Source organism: Candidatus Saganbacteria bacterium (assembly GCA_016223245.1).
Classification (GTDB): domain Bacteria; phylum Margulisbacteria; class WOR-1; order XYC2-FULL-46-14; family XYC2-FULL-37-10; genus JACRPL01.
The window spans coordinates 1-22,867 of record JACRPL010000006.1 but is presented as its reverse complement, the minus strand read 5'-3'; the positions used below and the strand labels follow the sequence as shown (position 1 = coordinate 22,867).

Annotated in this window: 22 protein-coding genes; 17 read left to right on the top strand and 5 right to left on the bottom strand. The window is 42.3% G+C overall.

Annotated elements, in window-relative coordinates:
- Window positions 1-69: 69 nt before the first annotated feature.
- From HZC34_01895 to HZC34_01825, 15 genes are read left to right on the top strand one after another with little or no spacing between them, the layout of a single operon-like run.
- Window positions 70-4,818: a hypothetical protein gene (locus HZC34_01895; protein MBI5700583.1), complete on the top strand. Its 4,749-nt coding sequence runs from the start codon at window positions 70-72 to the stop codon at window positions 4,816-4,818.
- The gene (locus HZC34_01890) at window positions 4,811-5,431 is read left to right on the top strand and encodes a hypothetical protein (GenBank protein MBI5700582.1); all 621 of its coding nucleotides are present in this window, start codon (window positions 4,811-4,813) and stop codon (window positions 5,429-5,431) included. Before HZC34_01895 ends, HZC34_01890 begins: the two co-directional genes overlap by 8 nt.
- 52 nt (window positions 5,432-5,483) lie before the next feature.
- Window positions 5,484-5,672, top strand: coding sequence for a hypothetical protein (locus HZC34_01885; GenBank protein MBI5700581.1), 189 nt, complete (start codon window positions 5,484-5,486; stop codon window positions 5,670-5,672).
- A 15-nt stretch (window positions 5,673-5,687) separates the two neighbouring features.
- Complete coding sequence (locus tag HZC34_01880) at window positions 5,688-5,885, top strand: hypothetical protein (protein ID MBI5700580.1); 198 nt, start codon at window positions 5,688-5,690, stop codon at window positions 5,883-5,885.
- Window positions 5,885-6,193 (top strand): hypothetical protein, encoded by a 309-nt coding sequence (locus HZC34_01875; GenBank protein ID MBI5700579.1) that lies wholly within the window; start codon window positions 5,885-5,887, stop codon window positions 6,191-6,193. The genes HZC34_01880 and HZC34_01875 overlap by 1 nt, the downstream gene beginning before the upstream one ends.
- Complete coding sequence (locus HZC34_01870) at window positions 6,186-6,518, top strand: hypothetical protein (protein ID MBI5700578.1); 333 nt, start codon at window positions 6,186-6,188, stop codon at window positions 6,516-6,518. The genes HZC34_01875 and HZC34_01870 overlap by 8 nt, the downstream gene beginning before the upstream one ends.
- A gap of 58 nt (window positions 6,519-6,576) precedes the next feature.
- On the top strand, window positions 6,577-6,882 hold the full coding sequence (locus HZC34_01865; GenBank protein MBI5700577.1) for a hypothetical protein: 306 nt from the start codon (window positions 6,577-6,579) through the stop codon (window positions 6,880-6,882).
- A 13-nt stretch (window positions 6,883-6,895) separates the two neighbouring features.
- Complete coding sequence (locus tag HZC34_01860; protein ID MBI5700576.1) at window positions 6,896-8,785, top strand: hypothetical protein; 1,890 nt, start codon at window positions 6,896-6,898, stop codon at window positions 8,783-8,785.
- 57 nt (window positions 8,786-8,842) lie between these two features.
- Window positions 8,843-9,391 carry a hypothetical protein gene (locus HZC34_01855; protein MBI5700575.1) on the top strand — a complete coding sequence of 183 codons (549 nt, stop codon included), beginning with the start codon at window positions 8,843-8,845 and terminating at the stop codon, window positions 9,389-9,391.
- Complete coding sequence (locus HZC34_01850; protein MBI5700574.1) at window positions 9,391-9,789, top strand: hypothetical protein; 399 nt, start codon at window positions 9,391-9,393, stop codon at window positions 9,787-9,789. The genes HZC34_01855 and HZC34_01850 overlap by 1 nt, the downstream gene beginning before the upstream one ends.
- Before the next feature lies 1 nt (window position 9,790).
- Window positions 9,791-10,876: a glycosyltransferase gene (locus HZC34_01845; GenBank protein ID MBI5700573.1), complete on the top strand. Its 1,086-nt coding sequence runs from the start codon at window positions 9,791-9,793 to the stop codon at window positions 10,874-10,876.
- The gene (locus HZC34_01840) at window positions 10,866-12,500 is read left to right on the top strand and encodes a hypothetical protein (GenBank protein ID MBI5700572.1); all 1,635 of its coding nucleotides are present in this window, start codon (window positions 10,866-10,868) and stop codon (window positions 12,498-12,500) included. The genes HZC34_01845 and HZC34_01840 overlap by 11 nt, the downstream gene beginning before the upstream one ends.
- Window positions 12,501-12,512: 12 nt before the next feature.
- A complete protein-coding gene (locus HZC34_01835; protein MBI5700571.1) occupies window positions 12,513-13,505 on the top strand; it encodes a hypothetical protein in 993 nt (330 codons plus the stop codon).
- Between the two features lie 32 nt (window positions 13,506-13,537).
- On the top strand, window positions 13,538-14,374 hold the full coding sequence (locus HZC34_01830; GenBank protein MBI5700570.1) for a class I SAM-dependent methyltransferase: 837 nt from the start codon (window positions 13,538-13,540) through the stop codon (window positions 14,372-14,374).
- Window positions 14,375-14,392: 18 nt separating this feature from the next.
- Complete coding sequence (locus HZC34_01825; protein MBI5700569.1) at window positions 14,393-16,171, top strand: phosphoenolpyruvate carboxykinase (GTP); 1,779 nt, start codon at window positions 14,393-14,395, stop codon at window positions 16,169-16,171.
- On the opposite strand, the gene hisA is transcribed toward HZC34_01825, so the two are convergent.
- The 3 genes from hisA to HZC34_01810 are packed head-to-tail and all read right to left on the bottom strand — an operon-like array spanning window position 16,168 to window position 18,358.
- On the bottom strand, window positions 16,168-16,872 hold the full coding sequence (gene hisA, locus HZC34_01820; GenBank protein ID MBI5700568.1) for a 1-(5-phosphoribosyl)-5-[(5-phosphoribosylamino)methylideneamino]imidazole-4-carboxamide isomerase: 705 nt from the start codon (window positions 16,870-16,872) through the stop codon (window positions 16,168-16,170). The genes HZC34_01825 and hisA overlap by 4 nt on opposite strands.
- A complete protein-coding gene (hisH, locus tag HZC34_01815) occupies window positions 16,860-17,486 on the bottom strand; it encodes an imidazole glycerol phosphate synthase subunit HisH (protein ID MBI5700567.1) in 627 nt (208 codons plus the stop codon). Before hisH ends, hisA begins: the two co-directional genes overlap by 13 nt.
- Window positions 17,477-18,358: an ROK family protein gene (locus HZC34_01810; protein MBI5700566.1), complete on the bottom strand. Its 882-nt coding sequence runs from the start codon at window positions 18,356-18,358 to the stop codon at window positions 17,477-17,479. The genes hisH and HZC34_01810 overlap by 10 nt, the downstream gene beginning before the upstream one ends.
- Before the next feature lie 119 nt (window positions 18,359-18,477).
- Between HZC34_01810 and groES the strand changes: the two genes are divergently transcribed.
- Together groES and groL are read left to right on the top strand one after the other, a co-directional pair.
- Window positions 18,478-18,774: a co-chaperone GroES gene (gene groES, locus HZC34_01805; protein MBI5700565.1), complete on the top strand. Its 297-nt coding sequence runs from the start codon at window positions 18,478-18,480 to the stop codon at window positions 18,772-18,774.
- 22 nt (window positions 18,775-18,796) lie between these two features.
- Entirely contained in the window at window positions 18,797-20,452 is a 1,656-nt protein-coding gene (gene groL, locus HZC34_01800) for a chaperonin GroEL (GenBank protein MBI5700564.1), read from the top strand.
- A 221-nt stretch (window positions 20,453-20,673) separates the two neighbouring features.
- Here groL and HZC34_01795 read toward each other — a convergent pair whose 3' ends face one another.
- Both HZC34_01795 and HZC34_01790 read right to left on the bottom strand, forming a co-directional pair.
- Window positions 20,674-22,113, bottom strand: coding sequence for an FAD-binding oxidoreductase (locus HZC34_01795; protein ID MBI5700563.1), 1,440 nt, complete (start codon window positions 22,111-22,113; stop codon window positions 20,674-20,676).
- A gap of 109 nt (window positions 22,114-22,222) precedes the next feature.
- A partial coding sequence (locus HZC34_01790; protein ID MBI5700562.1) for a hypothetical protein occupies window positions 22,223-22,867 on the bottom strand: 645 nt, incomplete at its 5' end.

Below are 22,867 nucleotides of genomic sequence, written 5' to 3'. Positions count from 1 at the left end.
CCACAAGCCCGCATTACTTCCTGTTTTTAATGCAAGTTTGCCGCATCTTGCCACGATTATATATATGTAATGAATACAAGCGCGCCTATATCCAATCAAAATACGGTCAAAGTTGACGACTACTTCCAAAACAGTGAAAGCGGCCGCATGGACGATTCTGGCTATATCCAAAACTTTGAAGAATATTATGACGCTAAAAAGTCCGCTATCTATGCTGCAGGCGGCGATTTTACAAACTCAAAAGGAAGCTTCCAAGTAGCCGACGGTAAAAACCTTGGAGCGCTTTACGACTTAAACAACACAAGAGACTATTTATCGCTCAATCTCGCGGTTTACAATGAAACAAGAAGAGAATTGAACGAAATGCTTTTCGAAATTAATTTCCAAAAAGCGCAGATAAGCGACGCTAAAAAATCAAAGAAGCCTTCGCAGATTGAAACGGCATTAAAGAGCATCAGCTTAAGGGATGAGATGTATAACCAGGGCGTCTCAAGCATTATGTCCAAGATACAAACATACAACCAGGCAGTATTAAATAATCGTAATGCGGAGATCGACGAGGAAGCCTCGGAATGGCATGATAGTTTGCCGTTCTGTGACGATGAAGATTGGAGAGCGGAAGAAAAGAAAAAAATAACCGATGAATTCAACGCGGCAATGCAGGAAAGCTATTCCCAATTGAACAAGGCCGTGAACCAAAAAGGGCTTGCGGGGCTTAATGGCGATTTTTCCACCCGGGCAACGGATGCTTTTAACGGATTGAATACGGGCCTTTACCAAAACGACGGCAGCGGCGACTATATCGACGTCCCATCGCTTAGAAAATCGATCGACGAATTAAAGAAAAAATTAACCAATATTTTGAATGTCCAAAGGCATATCTTAGCCTCCCGCGAAGTCAAAGCTGATGCGGGAAACCTGATCTTTGAAGCCTCAAACGAGGTCAAAGGCTCGGATTCAAAAGCAAAAGCATACCAGCAATTGTTCGAAAAAGAAGCGGGACGCACAATGTCGGTATTCAATACCCAATCGACAAATTTGATCGCCATTGCAAAACTTACAAACCAGTCTAGATATATGCAAAAGCAGATCGACAAATTGAATTCTGCGGGCTACCAATTCCTCCATTTTATGGGGAGCTTCTTGCAGGTCGCGGCGCTTGTAGTTGCTATTGTCGGAGCAATTTTTTCGTGGACAGGCATTGGCGCAGTATTGACGGTTGCGGCAATTTCTGCCGCGGCAGCTCTTTCAAAATGGGGCGCGTCAAAAATAGCCGACATACAGGACGACGTGCAAGACCCGTCCAATACACGGATAATCGACAATAAAGCGCTGGATAAAGCAAAAGATAAATCTAAAGAATCGCAAATGGAGGCTGTCGAAAATAGGATAATCGCCAATATCGACTCTAAATACCAGGATAGGATCGATGATGGATATAAAGCCATGGATTATGCGGCTATCGGCCTTGAATATAAGGCATTAAGCGGCGTGCAAAATGCCATCAGACTTTTAAACGAAGCAAAAAAAATGAAAGCCAATTTAAATAATCTCGTTTTTTCGGCTCACACCGGATTAAGAGGCATTAATTCGCCTGCAATATTGAATTCTGTCCTCGAATCCCATTTTGAAATAAAAAAAACAGAGTTCCAGTTCACGGTCGCAAACCAGCAGGACATTGTCGACGCGTTCAATATGAAGCATGCCCAAGAGATACAAATGGATAACGCGACTAGGATCATGGGTATATCGCTTGGCTTGGCGGTAGTTTCGGCCGCATTAGGAGCCGGCATAGGGTATGGAGTTTCAAAAGCTTTTGAAATTGGCGCTGAAGCGGCGGTATCGGCGGGTATTAGTATTGGATTTGCTCTTGGACAAGGGATAGGCACCGGAATAGCCGACCTTTACAACAACAAATGGTCTGACACGGCGGCATACGGCATAAACTATTCGGGAAGCATCGGCAAAATAAGAGCCCATTATATGGAACAGAGCGTAAATACGACCGTGGACAAAGTTACAAATGACGCAAAATCGACCAAAGCAAAAAATAGAGAAGCCGCGATACTTGGGAAAGCCGAACAGCTCGAAAATGAAGCTTTGGCCAATTTAGCCGCTAACGGCATAGCCGATGCAGGAGATGGATACAGTACTATAAATACCGAAACTGTCAAAAGATCGCTCGCTATGTTAAATATAGCGGCTGACGTGAGGGCGCTTATTGCCGCGATGCACGAAACAAAAAATGAAATAGCCAATATGTTCTCAGCCGTGTCCGCAAATACGCCAAACACCATATCAGCAATTAACAGGTCAAATCTGCAAAAGAACCTTCAAATATCAAACTATATCAAACAGCATTTGCAGGAGCAAATAACTGTATCGAAACGGGCACACGAAGCCGACAAAGCGGTAACTTCGGCATATTGGAAAATTGGAGTTACAGCGGTCGTGGCAGGAGCCTGCTTAGGCATTGGAGCAGCAGGAGTCGGAGTTGTCGCTTCTCTTACAACAGCCATAGTTGGCGCCGCAAATATCATTACCGACCTTGTAACAAATGCGGCCTATGCGAACAAAGGGAACGGACAGATAAGAGCTCCTCAAGGCAAGCAAAAATCTCCGGATCTACAGAATAAATCTGCTCTTGAGCAAATTGATTCAATGGAAACCGGAAGGGATTTTGACATGAGCATGACCGAAAATTTAGGCGGCGGCAGGATCGGGATCAATTCGGGAAATCTTACTATAATGGAAAATCAAACATTCACAAATATGAGAGTAGCAATAATGATCTCGGACGCTCGACGCGCCCTGTCCGACATCCAAAATACTATAGCCGCCGCATACGGAAGCTCAACAGCTTCGGCCTCTGACGCTGCAAGCAGGCTCGTATCTAACAAGCAAACATTTTTACTTCAAGGCCTGCAAGTAAAATTACAGGCAATGCAGCATTACATCGAGCGACAAAACCAAAAAGCTGATTACACAAGGGCTATTTGGCAAAAATCGTTTGACTTGGGAATGGCGGCTGTTCAAATTGCGGTTGGAACAGTATCGGATTTGAAGCAAAACAAGATCGATAAAATGATCACTGACCCTGTAACCGAAGATAATAAAACAGCGCCCCTGTCAGAAGCCGAGAGAACCGAAGTGGAAAAGTTGGCTGACAGCAAAAAAAGCCTTGCGATCGCATCTGTTGCTATTTCAATTGTCAATACCCTTGCGGATACGCTTATTGGGGCCATTTACGATTCTGGAAGAAGAGGAAAAGAAATTTCAGAAAGGATATCAAAGGATGCTAAAACTTTTGAAGATAACAATAAAGTTGGATCATCATCGAATAATGTTTCTTCAAAAGAAATTGACGGCGCTGCGCAGGATATAATCACAGACGAAACTGAAAAGGAAGCGCTGTTTTCAGGCGACGCGGAACTTTTGAAGGAGACCACAGAAATTAATTATAGGACCTCTCAAGAGATAGCGCAATCAATAATGAACCTTATAAAATCTGGAGCGGACGGATACAAAACTCTTAAGAGCAATAAAGTTCTTGCTAAATTGATCGAATACAGCAAAGCGCGCACGGAACTTAAGAGAAACGAGGATGAAGCCTATAAGAGATTAGGATCAATATCTGTCGATCTCGCCAAGAAATATAAAGATTCGGTCAATATATTCAAGGCCGCGGAAGCCGAATATTCACATACCGCAAACGCTCAAACCCAAGCTAAGCTCCTTATGGCATATGCCGACATGATAGCTGCTATCTCTGAAATAGAAATACAGTTGGCAAGCCTTGAACAGTCATTAGCGTCGCTCCAAGCCAAGAAAGATGCATCGGAAAGAATACTAAAAGAATCAGACAAAGACTCTGATGCGCCGATATTTAATAATCCGGACTTTGAACAGCTAAGGACAGAAGATCAAGTTAAACAGAATATAGATGCGATCAGGAAAGAAATTAAGGCCGCGATCTCTGCAAAAGCCAAGCTCGAAACCGCAAAAACAAAGGAACAGATAGCTGCTGTGACAGCCGAAATGCTTCCACATGAAGCAGCGCTTGCCGCAGCATTAACCGATCTCCCAAATACAGTTGTAAATTCACGGCTTATGGCTTCCGTCGCCGAGAACTTGGCGCCGATCGATTTCAAGGCGCAGATCGAAGCTAAAGAAAAAGTGGCCCTCAAAGAGATATCTCTTGATGACATTAAAGATCCTGACATGCTCCAGCAAATATATCAGGACCTATATATTAATAATTTCGTCCCTGCAAGAGAAACAAAGCAAGCCGCGGCATTACTTAAAAATCTCATAATGAAGAAGCTCAAAGGCGAGGACCTAAGCCAAGAAGAATTGGTTAAGGCGAAAAATGCCATCGAAAAACTTGGGACATTCGCTTCAAAAGAAAATATGCAATTGATAACACCGATGATAGAAGCTTTAGCGGCCAAAGGGCCTGTGAGCGTTTCGGACAGCGGAAGATTGAACATATTGAGAGGAGAAGCGGAGCAGGTTGAGGGAACAGCCAGGCAATCGATCAAATCATTTAACAAGCTTTCAGGAAAGATCGATTCTAAGGTCAAATCATTGGGCAGAAAAGGCGGTTTGACCCCGATAAATGAAGCGATGCTTGCTATCCCTGTTTCGGCCGCATCTGCCGGAACAGATGAAAACGATACAGCAGACCTATCCGATCTTTTCGTAGAAATTGATGGTAAACTTGCAGTTACAGACAAGCTCAACAAAGTATTGCAGAACCAATTGGAGCTTTTAAGCAGCCTATTGGCTGAAGCCGAGAAAGAAGCAGCTTATGCTTAATAAATTAAAACTTAAAATTCAAAACTTAGAACAAGAGATCCAAAAGCTCGAGCACGAGTCAAAGGATATTTCCACCCTCTACAAGAAACGAAAAGACGAGGTCAACAACCTCGTTACAAGTCTTGATAAATACAAAAAAGATAAGCCAAAGATCGCAGGCCAGATGGAATATCTGATCAAGGCAAAGGCACAAGATTTCAACAAATTAAAAAGAGACATGGCGACATTAAACAACAAACAAAAGGCCGTTAGGGAAGAAATCAAAATTATTTTCTCGCAGATCAATAGTTTTGTAAAATACAAAAACAATAAAAGGACGATCCTTGAAAAAGTTGCGGAAAACGCAAAGAATATCGCAAATATTATTGAGGCAAAAAAGCCTATTATCGCAAAAGAACAGCCTATTCCGATCGAAGCATCGGCTAAAAACTCAATGCCTATAGCTAAAGAAGAAATTAAGGCCGAAAGAAAACAAGAGGTCTTGGCGGCTAAAGCGCCTGTAAAGAAGCCGAAAGCCGACGATTTCCACTCTAAAGCCGCGAAAGAAGCCTCCGACCAGGCGAAATACCTCAAGTCGTTATTTTCAAAAACACGCCACTACGGTAACGCTTAAATAATTCTTCAGAATTAATGCAAGTTTTATCCTCTTGACCTCGACTATATAAGTGATGGACGCGATAAACAATAACAAGATCAATCAAACTTCTACAAGCAAACTTGGCTCAATTAATAATTATCTCGAAAATAATATCAGAATGCCTCAAACCGCAAAACTGGATAACGTTTCACCGGATCCATTAAAGATCCACCAAGAATTAGGCAACAAAGGCAATTCAGTCTATACATTGGCATAACTAGGAGATAAGACAATGGTCGAACAAATTAATGGGAAACTGCCTGACAACATAAAAAAAAGAGCTATGAGGGACTTAAACGACCTATTGGCTTCAAAAGGCGCTTCTCCAATCAACTTTGAGAATGCGGACAGCAATGCATCTGGCGCCTCCGTCCAGGCAACGCCAATAATCGACTATTCGCTGGCTAATCAAAAAGGAGTAATAGTCTAATGGACCCGATTGTATTTTCAACAATAAAAAACGAAAAATCGAATGCAAGTTTAAAGCTTGATAGCTCGATTAGTAGTGTGAGGTTCATTGATAGTTTTAAGGAAATTGCAAAGGCCCAGAACATAGTGATAACGAATGGAAGCGGACTCAAAGAACTGGACCTTCTAAAAAATAAAGAGGATTTCTGTGCCGGTATAAAATGGCAAGAGGAAGAAGAGGCAGAAGAGAAGATATTAGGGTTTCTAAAGAAAATCAAAGCTGTTTTACAAAGGAATAAAAAAGAAAAGGAGGTGAGAACAAATGAGTAATCCAACAGGAGTGCAGGAAGGGATACAGACCGCTCTTAAAGCCGCTGATGCCAAAATGGCAGATTTACTCGATATGAAATTTATCGAAGTAGACGGCGGCGCTGTTCAGAATGACGTTGGCTTAACTAACGAACAAATTTCTGCAGCAACAGAAAAAGGCAATGGAACAGGTTTTTATGTCGGGAAAAAAGACATAAGCAACTTAGCAGGCGGACAATGGTTCCAGAACCAAATGGAGAGCGTAACAAAAGGCGCACAGAACGCGGCTACAGGTATATCAACCTATAAGCAAGCGACTGAAACAGTTAAAAGGGCGTATCAGTAAATAACCAAATAAGGGGCCCCGAGCATAGTCGAGGGGCCTTCTTATCAAAGGAAATAAAATGTCTTACGTGCCAAATTCGGTAGTAAAAAGTTACATAAACGCCGGCGGCAGATCGGATATAAAAAGTATCGCCCACGATATTTATGAAGTCCAATTCCCAAAACTTTTAGCCGATTGGCTTGATCCTGACAAAGCAATAGATACCGGAAAGATCAAACTTTCAGCGGCGCAAAAAGTCGGCGTACAAGGCCAATACGTATTCAGCCAATTAAGCCAGCAATATGCCGATATCTTCCAGGGCGCTTTCAGCATATTTAATCTACAGTTAAACGATGTAAAATCAGCTGAAAAATGGCTCGGCTAACGAGGTTGCCTAAATGAGCAGCATATTTGACGATCCATATGGATATTCGATAGGCCTCGTAAAGCCCATTGAATTTCCTAGCATGGACCTGCCTGATACCCAAAAAATATTCCTCCACGAGGGTGAAACAACTACTGCATTTAAATGGGTCGCATCACGAATAAACAATCTGATGAAAATGTCAAAGTTCATGCCGGATTACATGAGCAAGCTTTTTGGCGGAGTAGAGATCACAAAAGAGGACCTGACTCAATTCGGCCAGGCATACACAGATCCGCAGGAAGCCGTGCATAAAGTAACAAATGATAATGGAACTCCGTGGGATGGTCATCACGGGTACAATGATGATATCTTTGGTTATACGCATAATTTGCTCGATCCCCAAGGCAACCAATGGGGCGCGGGATCGGGAATATTTGGATCCAAGAATTTAAATTATAATCCGGGAGCCGCAGAACAGGTCTTATTAAAAGATAAATCTTCGGATATGTCTTTTAACGATACATGGATGGACGATCCAAATCTTTTTAGGCAAGCGATCAATTATAATCCGTCGGGACAATTAATAAATGGCGCGCCGGACGAAACCTTTGGAGATTACAGGAGTTATTTAAATAATGCTTCCGACCTATTGGCGTCATTTGGCGGAAAGAGTTATTACGAGATCGTAATGTCGGGCATGAACAGCACGAACATCGCTTATGTCGATGATCCAAATTCAGACGATCCAAATGACCTTATGATAGATTATGGTCAGACAGCTTTTGGATATTTTGATTATGACAACCTTACGCCATACCAATCCTTTCTCTTGGCGACAGGAATTGTACGCGATAGGCGGGCAATTTTTGCAACAATGTCCGAGATCTTTGGCTCTTTTCGCTATATTTATAACGGCGGCAGCGCAAACGGCCCCAACGACCAAGCAATGATCAACACGATGAATAGCTGGATAAATGATCCAAACAAAGGCAAATATGCCGACAAAACAAGCCTTGCATGGTTCGATTCGGCATTCAAGGCCCAGCACTACCTGCATACGCTGCTTCCTGCTTATTCCGGCGGTGAAAATTGGTCGTTGAACGTAAATATTAGCAACAAAACTCCTTCTTTAGGGGATGGCGGTGAAGCCCAAGGCGAGAACGGAGGGACAAGGGACGCTCAAGACCAAGTCGCTTTTAAGCGCTTCAGGGCAAAAATCAGAACAGGGGCACAGGCTTATATTAATTCTCTTCCAAGCGAGGATAACGAAGATACGGATATTAACGAAAAGGCTGTCAGGAACAACGCACAGCAATTGTTCGACGAATTCACTTTTGACGGATATGACCTTCCTTATGGAAGTTTCGACGCTTTTGATCCAAAAGTAGGATGGGATTTTTATTCGATGCCATGGTGGCACAAAGGACAGGAGAAATACCAAAATGTGAACCCGAATGCTACCGGGCACGCATTCTACGCGATCGCACAATTTGAGAACTTGGAATCAGTCCCTAATGCAAAAGGTCTAAAACAGAATAACTGGGTCTTGAATGAATTAGGGAGGCTCGCCGAATTTAAAACTGCGTCGGATGCAAAAATATCAAATACTATTTTTATGAATATGCTGAACAGCAGGGTATATAGGCGGCAAACAATAACATATAAGAACAAAAAAGAAGAGATCGCGGAACTTATAGCGGAAATAAGGAGAGCAGAAGGAAAAGCGAATGCAAAAGCCATCGCCCGCTATTCATCCGGAAGAAAACTGGCAGCGGCAAAACAAAGCACTCAAACCGCAAAGATTAAAAAAGAAAGTTTGGGCAAGACGACCAGCAAAAAAGACCGTAATGTTCGCCAAAATCAAAAAACAGCATCAAATATAATATCTAAAAAACCCTATTCCGGCAATAAAAAATCATAAAACGCCTCAAAAAACATGCAAGTTTACCTCTAAATAACCCGATATATATGTAGAGCTATGGCGCTTAATTTAACAACTGATTTCGCAAAAGAAAAACTATATGCTGCGCAGAACAAGCAACAGCAAAAGGAGCAATTTGAGGTAAAACAGGACCAGCTAGCAAAACAAGACCCTAACATGTCGACAGGGCTCCAATGGGCAACAAAGCAAACTGCGGGAACACAAGCCGTACAATCGCAGAAATCGACTCCGGAACTTATGCTCCCAAGCATCGAAGATACGGCGATGATCTCAAGTTCGGTCACAACAAGCGAAAAAGCCGTAACGCTTAAATCTCAACTTGGATTGAACATGGGCGCACTTGAACAATCCTTCAAAGAGATCTACAAAAAATCAAAATCGCACAACATGCTCCTTGAAAGGTTTATGGCAAACGTTAAGCTTAGCGGTATCACTGCTTTTATGGGTCTTGTAGGCGCATCGGCAGAGACCTTAGACGAAATAAAAGCTCAAGTCAGGGAAGAGGCTCTAAATGAGATCGAAACAAAACTGTCGCAGGATTGGGCATACACTGTCGCAATGCTCGATATAACAGGATCAAAATAATGGCTAAGAAAACAAAAAAATCACAAAAAAGCATCTTAAACGAGATCAAAACCCAGCTGATACTCCAGGCTGAAAGATGGGGAAGAAAAGATTATTATACCCAAGATAAATTAGAGGAAATGGAGCTTGACCAATGCAGAAAGATCAAAGGCGATCTGCTCTCGGAAAAAAATAATATCGAATACGAACTCAATATGCTTGATACCGACAAAAAAGAAGTATTGATCAAACTTGAAAGGCTTGAAGCATATTTGAAAAGAGCCGATAAGGTCATAAAAAAACACGAGAAGACAATAACTAAACTATACGAAAAGAAAATAGGCGATACCGAAATGATAAAAAAGGCCGCAAGGGGCTACAACGTAAAACCTAAAATTAGCGTTATGGTGGGCAATTAATATGTCAATAAGCGCATGCATGATAGTTAAAAATGAAGAAGAAATGCTTAAAAGAACTCTTCTAGTCCTTAAGCAAGGCGTTGATGAGATAATATTAGTCGATACCGGCTCGACAGACAACACGATTAAGGTTGCCGAAGAGAATAGCGCAAAGATCTTCCATTTCAAATGGATCGATAATTTTTCGGCGGCTAGGAATGAATCTCTTAAACGCGCGAAATCCGATTGGATTATATGGATAGATGCGGATGAAATGATAAAGATCGAAGATTGGGCTAACTTAAAAGAATTTTTAAAAACTGCAAAAGAAGACGCCTACAGTTTAGAAATACGGGAATGCAAGCCCGGAACTTATAATTATGACGATACCTACTCAAGAGTAAAGGTCTTGAGGAACAACAAAGGCATCCACTTCGAAAGAGCGTTCAACGAACAGCTTTATTCAACAGAAGGAAAGGCGGTTTCGGGCGAGGTCATTCCAAATGTTGCAATCTACCATTGGGGGGCAAGGCTTACAAAAGACGCAAAAGAACTAAAGAAAGAAAGGAATATCAGAATCTTGCAAGCTCAAGTTGAAAGCAATCCAAACGATCCATATTTTCATTTCTTCCTCGCTTCAAACTACAATGAGATCGGAAAGACGGAAGAAGCTGTTTCCGAATTCCGGAAGACGATAGATCTAACGCCTTCTGAAAATATATTGATCTCCGCTTATACATCTATTGCTTTTGGTTTATATAAATTAAAAAGGGCAAAAGAAGCCTTTAATATGGCTAAGGCGGCTATGGCTATCGATCCAAATGAAGCCGGAGCATATTGTTTGATCGGATTGATACTTGGGGGAGCAGGCAGCTACAAAGAAGCGATCGATATTTTAGAGTACGCTTCAAAGATCGATCCGACAAAAGCTAGATCGGCAAGCCAAAATCTTAGGAACACGAAATATCTTCCTTTTTATTACGAAGGTATCGTTTATCAAATGGCCCAAGATAAGGTCAAAGCAAAAGAAGCATTCAAGAAAGCTTATGAATTCGAGAAGTCGGAAGAAGTAGTGCAAAAGCTCGAGGAGCTCAAAAATGTCGCTTAACGCTTTAAATACAAATTCACATTTGCACGATATGGCGGCCGCGCAAACGCAGTATGCCGCAACGGATATGGCCAAGCTTGATGACAAAAAACAAGCCGATAAAACATTGGACAAGTCAATAATAGAAAAACTTATCTCGTCCAAGAAAGAACAAGCCGGCGCCCAAAGACAGATGGTTTCCGATCTTGTCTCAAAATTAGCAGGGTCGGGAGTATCTCTTAACGATAATTTGACAGGAAAGGTCCAGAACAAGATCAAGGACGAGTATGACATGATGTTTAAGTCTGAAGGCGAGGAAAAAGAAGATGCCGCAACCTTAAGCCTGCAAACGACAGTACGCAGAAAAAACAATCAGAACGGCAATGGGAACAAGAATGACGGCGGAGAACAGCCGATGCCCCAATCGGAAAAAGTCGCGCCGCTTGTCAAAGAATATGGCGCCTTATATTCCCAATTTTTGTTGACAGGCGGGTCCGAGCTCAAGAAAAAGATCGAGGCGCTTGAAAAAGCCTTGAAGGAAGAAGGGGTAACGGCAAAAGACCTTCTTTCGATACAAAATACCGTGAGCAAAAGCATAAGGCAGGAGATAACGAGCCAAATCAAAGAAATGTATTTAAAACGCGTAATGAGCCCCGAGAACAGCATTGAGTTTTCGATGAACACAAGAGGATTGAACAATTTATTGGACCAATCTTTTGCAAATCAAAAGCTTGGCGGATGGGATTTTGGCGGCCATTTGGGAAATCTCCAAAATGCGCTAAACGAAAAAGCAACTGAAGTTAAAGAAGAATTGAGGTCTTTTGTAAAAGAGGAGATCGAGCAAAAATCCGTCCAAAGAGTGCTCCATGATAATGTAGACCCGAAAGAATTCAACGAAATATTAAAGCTTGGAAGCAAAGTAGGATTTAATCCGCATGATTTCTTGAACACTTGGGGACAAAAAGTTGTGGATCTTGGATTAACGCCTGCACCATTCCAAGGGAATATCGGTAACGGGACAAATACGGACCTGAACGAAAACAATAACAAGAACAAGGATCAAAACACCGGATATGAATTTTCAAAAGACGATGAAAAAGACCTGATGGTGAACCAGCTTCGAGCCTTGTACATGAAGCGCGCTGTCAAAGGCGGCTTAAGATCCATCGTTGAAACCACTTTCAAAATAAGAAAATTAAAGAGCGGATTAATTAGATTGGGCGTAAATTTCGGTGATCTTGAAAAAGTTGAAAAAGAAGGAATGGCAATAGGTCGAATGAAGCTCATAGAAATGCTCCAAGAAGCTTTTTACGAAAGGGCGACCCTATACGACCTATCGAGCGGCGCGTATGCGCTTGTCGAAAGCAAGATCAGGGGTGTCATGAAAAACTTGGAAAAACTTGGATTCTCAGTTTCAAAACCGGAACTTGATTCCATGCGTGATGAAGCGAACAAGAGGATGCTCGATGTTACCGAGTCGGAACTCAAACATGATAAAGCCGTATTTGAATCGAACAGCGATCCTCGGCTTGGAAAGAAGTTGAAGATGCTTACAAAACTGGTCAAAAGATTAAGCGAAGAATCTAAAATATTAGTTGATACCAAACAGATCGAAGATATTGCCTTTATTAGATCACAAGCATAAAGGAGAAAGAACATGAGCGTTGAAATAAATTTAGGGGTCCAGGCGGCAGGAAACCTCAAGTCACCGAAGAATTTGCAAGCGGCATTAAAAACTGCTGAAATAAAAGTTAATGACGATAACAATCCAACCGTTATATTAACTTTTTTGCAACAAAGAGCTGAAGGGAAGTATGAGCTCATAAGAGTAAAACAGGATGTGGCTACATTAAGACGAGTTGCAGTTGAAACAAAGGAAGAAGATACCGCCGTAGCTAGGACATTGGATAGGGTTAGAGGCACAAAGGATGAAGCACAAGCAACAAGGATCGCAGCGCAATATACTAGAACTAGAGCAAAAACACAAACAATAATTGCCGGGCGTCTTCCGGGAATTGACGACAAAACGATAGCTTCAATGATCGCCCAAGATCTGATCGACGGAAGCCAAGCGCTTGCCTGCACATACAAATTCGCAAACAAAGATTCTCTTTCGAACGAAGATAAAAAAGATCTAGAATCAGCAAATCAAGAATTAGTCGCCGCAACCGATTTCTTGATTGATACCTCGATCAAGCTCGGTTTAAACATTAAATTTGAACCAGTAAACAAGGCATCGGAAAATGGAGAACATTATGAATCGCAATCCTTCTCTTTAAGCGCTGCATCAGATTGGCTTTCAAATGTAATAGCTGCTGCAAGAAAAGAAATAAATGAAGCTTTATCTAAAGCAAATAGGCCCGATGAAAAAGAGGATGCATTACTTGCAAGAAAAAGAGAAGAAAAAATATTTTATGCAAAAAAACTCCAAGGAAAAATAGATAACATAATTGCGGCAATGAAATCCGCAACGAGCAAACAGCAAATAATGGCTTTAGTTGATGAAGCAAAACAGGCAGCCTCTTCAGCAAGAGAAGTCCTCTCTTCAGGCGTGCTGCCGGCAGAGATAAAGGCCGGCGTTGAAAGCTCCGTTGCAGTAATTGAATACAAGATCGAAGGCATTAATCCAAAAATAGTTTTCACAGCCTAATATTTCTCTCCTTATGATATAATTCCCCTAATATGGAATTAAAAAGGCCCGACCTCGAATATTTTATAAAAGAGACGACCGGAACACCGGATCTCTATGAAATATTCGAAAAAACAGGATTTTACGGAAGCCAAGAAGCGCTCTATTCCGACCTGAATAAAAGGCTTGTTTTCTGCATGAATTACCTGAACTGCGACCTCAAATTCCTTATAGAAACTGTTAAAGAATCACTTTCTAAAACATCTGAAAAAGACTTCGAAAAAATAAACGAAACTTTTTACCAGGATAAGATGCACCCGATCGTCATGACCCTCTTTTATTCGATTTCGGAGCCATTTTTATTGAGGTCCATCGTTAAAAGAGAAATTCTTTATCTCGCGTTCAAGCTGGAGAAGATCGATAAAATGCTTATCGGAGGAGTAGGGTGCGGCGAGATAATCGATACTATTGAAAAGCTCCCGCTGGTTTTACCGGAAGACCTTCGTATAAAAGGCGTGGATATCAGCCGATCGGCAATAGATTTTTGCAATAACAAATTCAAGGGCTCAAAAATAAAAATGCAATTCGAGCTAAGCGACCTGGACAAGTCTGATTATTCGGAAAATTATGATCTTGTCGAGCTTTCGGAAGTATTGGAGCATATACGCGATCCGAAAGCACTGCTTAAAAAGATAGGTGAAAAGGCAAAACTGACTTTCGTTACAATCCCTATAATGCTTAACGTTCCTGAACATATTCACTTATTCAATATCAAGGATATAGTCCAAATGGTGAGGGAAGCAAATCTTGATATGTTGTACTTTACGGTCCGAAGCAGCCTCTATGTGAAGCAACATTTCTTCTTTGGGCTTTTACGCCGCGCAAATTAATGCTAAAATAGGTAAGTAATGCCGACAAAACACAAAAAGATCAATCAATGGATAAAAGAATGCGCAAAACTGTGCAATCCGGACAAGATCGTTGTTTGCGACGGATCGCTTGAAGAAAAAGCGCGTCTTGAAGCGGAAGCCATTAAAACCGGGGAACTTATTGAATTGAACCAAAAGAAGATGCCCGGATGCTTTTATCACAGGACGGCAGTGAACGACGTCGCCCGCACCGAACATTTAACATATATCTGCACGAAAAATAAAAATGACGCGGGACCAACGAACAATTGGATGCCCCCAAAAGAGGGCTATAAAAAATCTAGGGAGCTTTTCAAGAATTCGATGGTCGGGCGTACTATGTATGTTATCCCATTTTCAATGGGGCCCGTTGGATCTCCATTCTCCAAATTAGGCGTTGAAATAACAGATAGCATTTACGTTGTTCTTAATATGCGAATAATGACGAGAATTGGAACTGAAGTCACAGAAAAGCTCGATCTTGACGGTGATTTTACAAAATGCCTCCACAGCAAAGCCGACCTTGATATAAACAAAAGGCTCATCCTTCATTTCCCGGAAGATAATACGATCTGGAGCGTAGGGTCTGGCTACGGCGGCAATGTTCTTCTTGGCAAGAAATGCCTCGCTTTAAGGATAGCCTCATGGCAAGGCAGACAAGAAGGCTGGATGGCCGAGCATATGCTTATTATGGGAGTTGAAGATCCGACTGGTTATATTGCCTATGTTGCGGCCGCGTTCCCATCGGCTTGCGGAAAAACAAATCTCGCAATGCTCATCCCTCCGGAAGGTTTAAAACGAAAAGGGTACAGAATATGGACCGTTGGCGACGATATCGCTTGGATGAGGATCGATTCTGACGGACAGCTTTGGGCAATTAATCCTGAATACGGGATGTTTGGCGTTGCCCCTGGAACAAACACAAAAACCAACCCAAACGCGATGGTAACTATCAAAGAAAATACGATCTACACAAATGTCCTGTTAAAAATGGACGACACAGTTTGGTGGGAAGGCGGCGATCCGCCAACTCCAAATGAAGGGATAGATTGGCAGGGAAGGCCTTGGAAACCGGGAATGCAGGACGAAAATGGAAAAGTTATAAAAGGCGCGCATCCAAACAGCCGGTTTACAGCTCCTTTATCGCAATGCCCGTCGATCACTAATAGGCTTGAGCACCACCACGGCGTTCCAATTTCTGCAATAGTATTTGGCGGAAGAAGGGCTCATTTGGCGCCTTTAGTTTATGAAGCATTCAATTGGCAGCATGGCGTTTTCGTTGGCGCCACTATGGCATCAGAGGTCACAGCGGCGCAAGTAGGGAACCAAGGCGTTGTTAGGCGCGATCCAATGGCCATGCTTCCGTTCTGTGGATACAATATGGGCGATTATTTCAAACATTGGCTAGAAATGGGAAAGAAAATGGAAAAAGCCCCAAAGATTTTCAATGTCAATTGGTTCAGGACCGATCCTAAAGGCAAATTCTTATGGCCTGGATACGGCGAAAACTTACGGGTTCTTGAATGGATAATCGACAGGTGCAGGGGCACGGCAAAAGCCGCAAAGGCTCCAATTGGCTTTATCCCGAAACAAAAAGATCTTGATTTGACAGGGCTTAAGATCAATAAAGGTAATATGGAAAAACTATTGACTATCGATAAAAAAGATTGGGTGGATGAAATTAAAGATCAAAAAGAATTCTTTAAGATGTTTGGAAAAGACCTTCCTGATGAACTATGGGACGAACACAACGCATTGAGAAAGAGGCTGGGGCTTTAAAGAATATCTTCTAGCTTGATCGCTCCAATATAGAGCGCTTGCCCTATAACGCAGCCTTCAACTTTTAGAGCTCGAAGTTTGTCGACATCTTCTTTTTTTGTTATTCCGCCTGAAGCGATAACTGGGACATCCACAGATGAAGCGAACTTTTGGATCGCATCAAAGTTTGGGCCTGCCATCATGCCGTCGCGGCTTATATCGGTGAATATAAACCTCTTAACGCCAATTCTAACCGCTTCTTGTGCAAGAGAAGTTGCGCTTTTTTGTGAAACATTTGTCCAACCGTTGGCCATGACTTTACCGTCTTTGGCATCAACTGCAACTACTATTTGGTCGTCATATCTCTCGCAAACATTCATAATTAAGTTTGGATTGAATATAGCGGAAGTCCCAAGGACTACGCGAGAAATACCAAGAGAGACCAAAGCTTCGATATCTTCCATCTTCCTGTACCCGCCGCCGACTTGGATCGGGATCGTTATATTTTCGGAAATGGTCTTTATTATTTCAAAGTTCTTTGGAGTCCCGGTCCTTGCGCCGTCTAAGTCAACAATATGGAGGCGTTTTGCGCCTTTTTCGACAAAATGCTTTGCGGCATCAAGAGGGTTTTGAAAGAATACAGTCTCCTTGTCAAAGCTTCCTTGTTTAAGCCTTACGCACTTACCATTTAAAATATCTACCGCAGGTATTATTTCGAACATAACGCTCCAAAGTTCTTTAAAATTTTAAGCCCGACTTCTCCAGATTTTTCGGGGTGGAATTGGATGCCGAAAATATTCCCCTTAGAAACCGATGAAGCAAATTCTATCCCATAATCGGTCGAAGAAGAAATTATCATATCATCAACTGGCACGGGATAGAATGAATGAGCAAAGTATACCATAGAGCCGGAAATAATTCCAGAAAATATGGGCGATCTGTGTTTTAAAAGCAATCTGTTCCAGCCCATGTGCGGCACAGATAGGTTTACAAAAGAAGAATTATTAAAATCAAACCTCTTAACTTGGCCTTTAAGTATTCCAAAACCCTTTAGATTCCCTTCTTCGGACGAATCAAACAACATCTGATAGCCGAGACATATGCCCAAAAATGGCTTTCCAAGGCCTATAACTTCAAAGATCACTTTTTCAAGATTTTCTTTTCGAAGCTCGGACATTGCAGCATCAAATGCTCCGACTCCGGGAAGTACGATCCCATCGGCGTTTTTTATTGCAGTATTGTCTTTGGTTATTTCAGCGTGGAACCCAAGTTTTTCAAAAGCCTTTTCAACACTTCGCAAATTCCCCGCGCCGTAATTGATGATGGCTATAGGCATAAGGCTATCGCCCCCATAACACCCGAATTTGAGCCGAGCTTGGCCCTAACTATTTTTACAGATGAGTAGGGCAAGGGGAGGGAATATTCTTTGGCATATTTGCGCGTAGGTTTTAATAATAACTCGCCCATATTTGAAAGTCCGCCCCCGACTACGACAAGTTCGGGATTAAATATGTTAATAAGATTAGCTAAGCCCATACCCAAATATTTTGTCGTTTCATCTATGACTTTCAGCGCTTTCTTATCGCCTTGTCCTGCTTTGATATGGATCGCCATTGCATCATCACCGGATCTTTTCCTTATTGAAGTGCCCGAAGCCATTGCCTCAAGATCACCGTAATTCCCGCACCCGCATTTATATCCGCTAGGATCGATTATCATATGGCCGAACTCTCCGGCTGATCCGTTCTTGCCGCGATATATCTTTCGATCGATAATAATGCCGCCGCCAATTCCAGTTGATACCGTTATATATAGAAAATCTTTCGCATTAACACCGGCGCCGAACAATGCCTCGCCAAGAGCAGCGCAGTTTGCGTCATTATCGACATAAACGGGCATATTAAACTCATCTTCGAGGATGCTTTTTAAGTTGACTTTCTTCCAGCCGGAAAGGTTGGGCGGGTTAATTATTATTCCTTTATCATATATTATAGGCCCCGGTGCACCGATGCCGATCGCAGAAACTTTTACTTTATTCCCCGCGATCAAAGTCTTGACTGATTTAATGATGTTGGCTATTACTTTTGTTTTACCCTGATCGGCATGGGTCGGCACATTGATATCGGAAACTATTTTTCCATTGGAATCAGCTATAGCAGAGGCAATTTTGGTACCCCCGATGTCGATGCCTGCGAAATACTTCTTCATTTGAAAATTATAACATATTGACATTAAAATGCCGAGTTGTTATAATTAGCACTCGAGTGTCAAGAGTGCTAACATTATAAAAGGCCCGCCAAAGGCGGGCAGGGAGGTGAAAGTGTAAAATGTCAGTAAACAAATTGACCCCATTAGGCGACAGAGTCGTGATCCAGCCCGCGCCATCCGAAGAAAAAACGCGTTCGGGGATAGTGATCCCAGATAGCGCAAAAGAAAAGCCTTCGGAGGGAACGGTAATAGCTGTAGGTTTCGGAAGAATACTCGATAATGGCCAAAAGGTGCCAGTTGAAGTTAAAATTGGCGATAAAGTAATTTATAGCAAATATGGCGGCACAGAGGTTAAGATCGACAATGTGGAATATATAATTCTACAGGAAAGGGATATATTAGCAGTTAAAGGATAAACTATAAGGAGGTGGAACTTTAATGGCATCTAAACAAATGAAATTCGGCGATGAAGCTTGGCGCGCGGTCGAAAAAGGCGTAGCCAAAGTAGCTAACGCCGTAAAGATAACACTTGGACCAAGAGGACGGAACGTAGTTCTAGAGAAGAAATGGGGATCACCGACGATCACAAATGACGGTGTAACTATTGCAAAAGAGATCGACCTTGAAGATCCGTTTGAAAATATGGGGGCCCAATTATTAAAAGAAGTGGCTTCCAAGACCAACGACATTGCAGGTGACGGAACAACCACGGCAACTGTATTGGGACAGATCATATTTAAGGAAGGGTTAAAGAATGTTGTATCAGGCGCTAACCCTATGGCGCTTAAAAAAGGGATACAGCTAGCAGTTGAGACAGCGGTTGCCGAGCTTAAAAAGCAAAGCAAGCCTGTTGAAACAAAAGAAGCTATCGCACAGGTTGCGACAATTTCCGCGAACAATGATCTGGAGATCGGGAACTTGATCGCCGATGCAATGGAAAAAGTCGGAAAAGACGGCGTTATAACCGTTGAAGAATCAAAGGGAATAGAAACAACCCTTGATGTAGTGGAAGGCATGCAATTCGATAAAGGATATGCCTCTCCTTATATGGTAACCGACCGCGATCGTATGGAATCGGTGCTTGAAGACTGCTTGATGCTTATTACAGATAAGAAAATATCAGCAGTCAAAGATCTTCTTCCTTCGCTTGAAAAATCGGTCCAATTAAGCAAGCCATTGCTTCTTATTGCCGATGATATCGAAGGCGAAGCATTGGCAACGATCGTCGTAAACAAGCTCCGCGGCACCCTTAACTGCGTTGCGGTTAAAGCTCCGGGATTTGGCGACAGAAGAAAAGCCATGCTTGAAGATATAGCCATTTTGACCGGCGGCGAAGTCGCATCCGAGGACAAGGGTTTAACTTTGGAGAATGTGCAGGATAATTGGTTCGGAAAAGCCAAGAAAGTCGTGATTAAAAAAGAAACCACAACGATAATCGAAGGCGCCGGATCGCAGAAGTCGGTAAAAGACAGGATATCCCAGATCAAGAAAGAGATCGAGGCATCCGATTCGTCTTACGACAAGGAAAAATTACAGGAAAGGCTAGCGAAACTTTCCGGTGGTGTCGCTGTTGTTAAAGCAGGCGCCGCCACAGAAACCGAGCTTAAAGAAAAGAAGCACCGCATCGAAGATGCACTTTCGGCGACCCGCGCGGCTGTCGAAGAAGGCATCATTGCTGGCGGAGGTTCAAGCTTGGTGCATATAATCCCATTCCTTGAAAAACTTGAAGCCGGAACTCAAGGTGACGAAAGAGTAGGCGTATCGATAGTTAGGCGCTCGCTCGAAGAACCTCTAAAGCAGATCGCGACGAACGCGGGATGGGAAGGATCTGTTGTTGCCGAACGCGTCAGAAAAGAGAAGCCAGGAACAGGATTCAATGCCCAAACCTTTGAATATGTTGACATGTTCAAAGCAGGCATTGTTGATCCTCTAAAGGTCACTCGTTCCGCATTGCAAAATGCCGCATCTATTGCTTCACTGCTATTAACTACAGACGTACTGATAGCTGAAAAGCCGGAAGAAGACAAGAAAATGCCTCAAATGCCAGGCGGCGGCGGAATGGGCGGATACGGCGGGATGGAAGGGATGATGTAGTCCTTCGCTCTCCATAGCCTTCGGCGTCGGAGAGCTTCGGACTATTATTCGATTAGATTTAAGAAGGGCTGTCCTCCGAAGTCCCGATTTATCGGGACGAAGGAGGAGGCCCTTTTTGTTGATAGGTGAGGGTTAAGGTGAGGAAGCCAGTTTGGGTTAGGTTTTTTGGCTAGGGCCGGACTAATTACCCTTACCCAACTACTAAACCGGCATCCTAACCCTCACTTCAACCTATCTGCGGGAAATATATTGCCCAATCCCAAAACGCAAGCAGGATCAAATAGCTTCTTTATTCGTATCATTTCAGCAATGCCTGAATCCCCAAACATCTCATGCAAATAAGGATACTTGATCTTGCCGATACCGTGCTCGGCAGAGCAGGTGCCTCCTAAAGAAATAGCCTTTTTAACAAATAACATAATGAGCTCTTTTGCGAGCGGAATATCTTCCTGCGTTCTCGGTACTAAATTGACATGAAGATGGCTTTGTCCGATATGGCCGAATTTTACAAAAAAGAGATGCGTACTGCGAGACGCGAGACGCGTATTGTAATAATCCAACATCTCACGAAACCTATCGTCAGGAACGGCAATATCCGTCGCAAGCTTGACGGTATTGTGTTTTCTAAACTCTTCATTCAAATGCTCCGGCATACTGTGGCGAAATTCTTTTAATTCTGCTTTTTGCTTCTCATTCATTCCAAGCCAAGATGTTTCCAAATTGGCGCCATTACTTTCCAAAATAGCTGCCCATTTATCTAAGGACGTTGAACCTGTTGAGCCCGTTATGCCTGTTGTTCCTGTTAATTCTGTTTCTAAATATATTGCAGAGCCGGCATCTTGCGGGATATTTGGATGATCAGACCTTAATAGTTCAAGTGAATTGCGATCGAAATATTCAAGAGTTAAAACATCTTTCTGCTTCTTTGCCGATTCAACGAATTGAATGACTTTTTCTTCCGACGGGAAAAAGGCGATAATATCAAAAGTATCGAACATCTTTGGAATAAGCCCGACTTCGATCTCCGAAACAACTCCAAGCGTTCCTTCCGATCCTATAAATAGATCGATCAAGTCCATATTGGGTGATGAATAGTAACCGGCGGAAGACTTGACGTTTGGCATTTTATACTTTGGTAATTCGAATTTGTTTCGGATTTCGGATTTAGGATTTCGGATTAATTCCAAAACTTCTCCATTTGTCAAAACTACTTTCAACCGGCGAACCCAATCTCGTGTCGACCCAAATCGGTAGCTTCTGGAGCCTGAAGCGTTTGTAGCGACATTTCCTCCAAGAAAGGCTGATGTTTCGGTCGGGTCTGGGGGGTAGAACAAACCTCGTCCTTGTAATTGTCCTTGAAAATTTCTCAATGAAACCCCCGGTTGAATTATTGCGAACTTCTTTTTTTCATCGATGGTGATGATTTTGTTTAGCTTTTCAGTCCCAAGCAACCAGCCACCATATGGTATGCATCCTCCTGTTGTCCCCGTACAACCCGCTGAAACCGTAATCGGCACCTGTTTTGACGCGCATTCCTTTAGCGCTTCGCCAATTTCCTTTTCATTATCAGGAAAATAGACGCCTTCAGCAAAGCATCCCTTAAGATTTGAGCTGTCTTCGAGGTATGATTTTATAGCACTTTGGTCGGTTTTCTTTAGCATTACATAATTATTATACACTAAATCCCAATGACCAATGACTTAAGTCGTACCTTTTGCATCAAGAACAAATAACGATCTGCCGCCATAAACCAAAATACAGTCATCCCCATCAATGGCAATACTTTGGAAATGACCCAAAATTAAGGATGGGAACAAAGGGTTGTCTTTTTTTGCTTTTTAATAACTGTCGAATTAATTTTTCTGGGACAATACATGATCTTTTGGATACTTCATTTAAAAAATTTATCTGCTGCTCAAAATCAGGATATAAAGCTCTAGCTGCTATTCCTACAAAGAATTCTTGTTCAGAAATATCTTCAGGATATAAAGCTATAGCTGCTCCTCCTACAAAGGTTCCTTGTTTAGAAATATCTTCAGGATATAAAGCTATAGCTGCTCTTCCTACAAAGGTTCCTTGTTTAGAAATATCTTCAGGATATAAAGCTCTAGCTGCTCCTCCTACAAAGGTTCCTTGTCTAGAAATATTTTCAGGATATAAAGCTCTAGCTGCTCCTCCTACAAAGGCTCCTTGTTTAGAAATATCTTCAGGATATAAAGCTCTAGCTGCTATTTCTACAAAGGCTCCTAGTTTAGAAATATCTTCAGGATATAAAGCTCTAGCTGCTATTTCTACAAAGACTCCTAGTTTAGAAATATTTTCAGGATATAAAGCTCTAGCTGCTCTTCCTACAAAGGCTCCTAGTTCAGAAATATCTTCAGGATATAAAACTATAGCTGCTTCTGCTGTTAATCC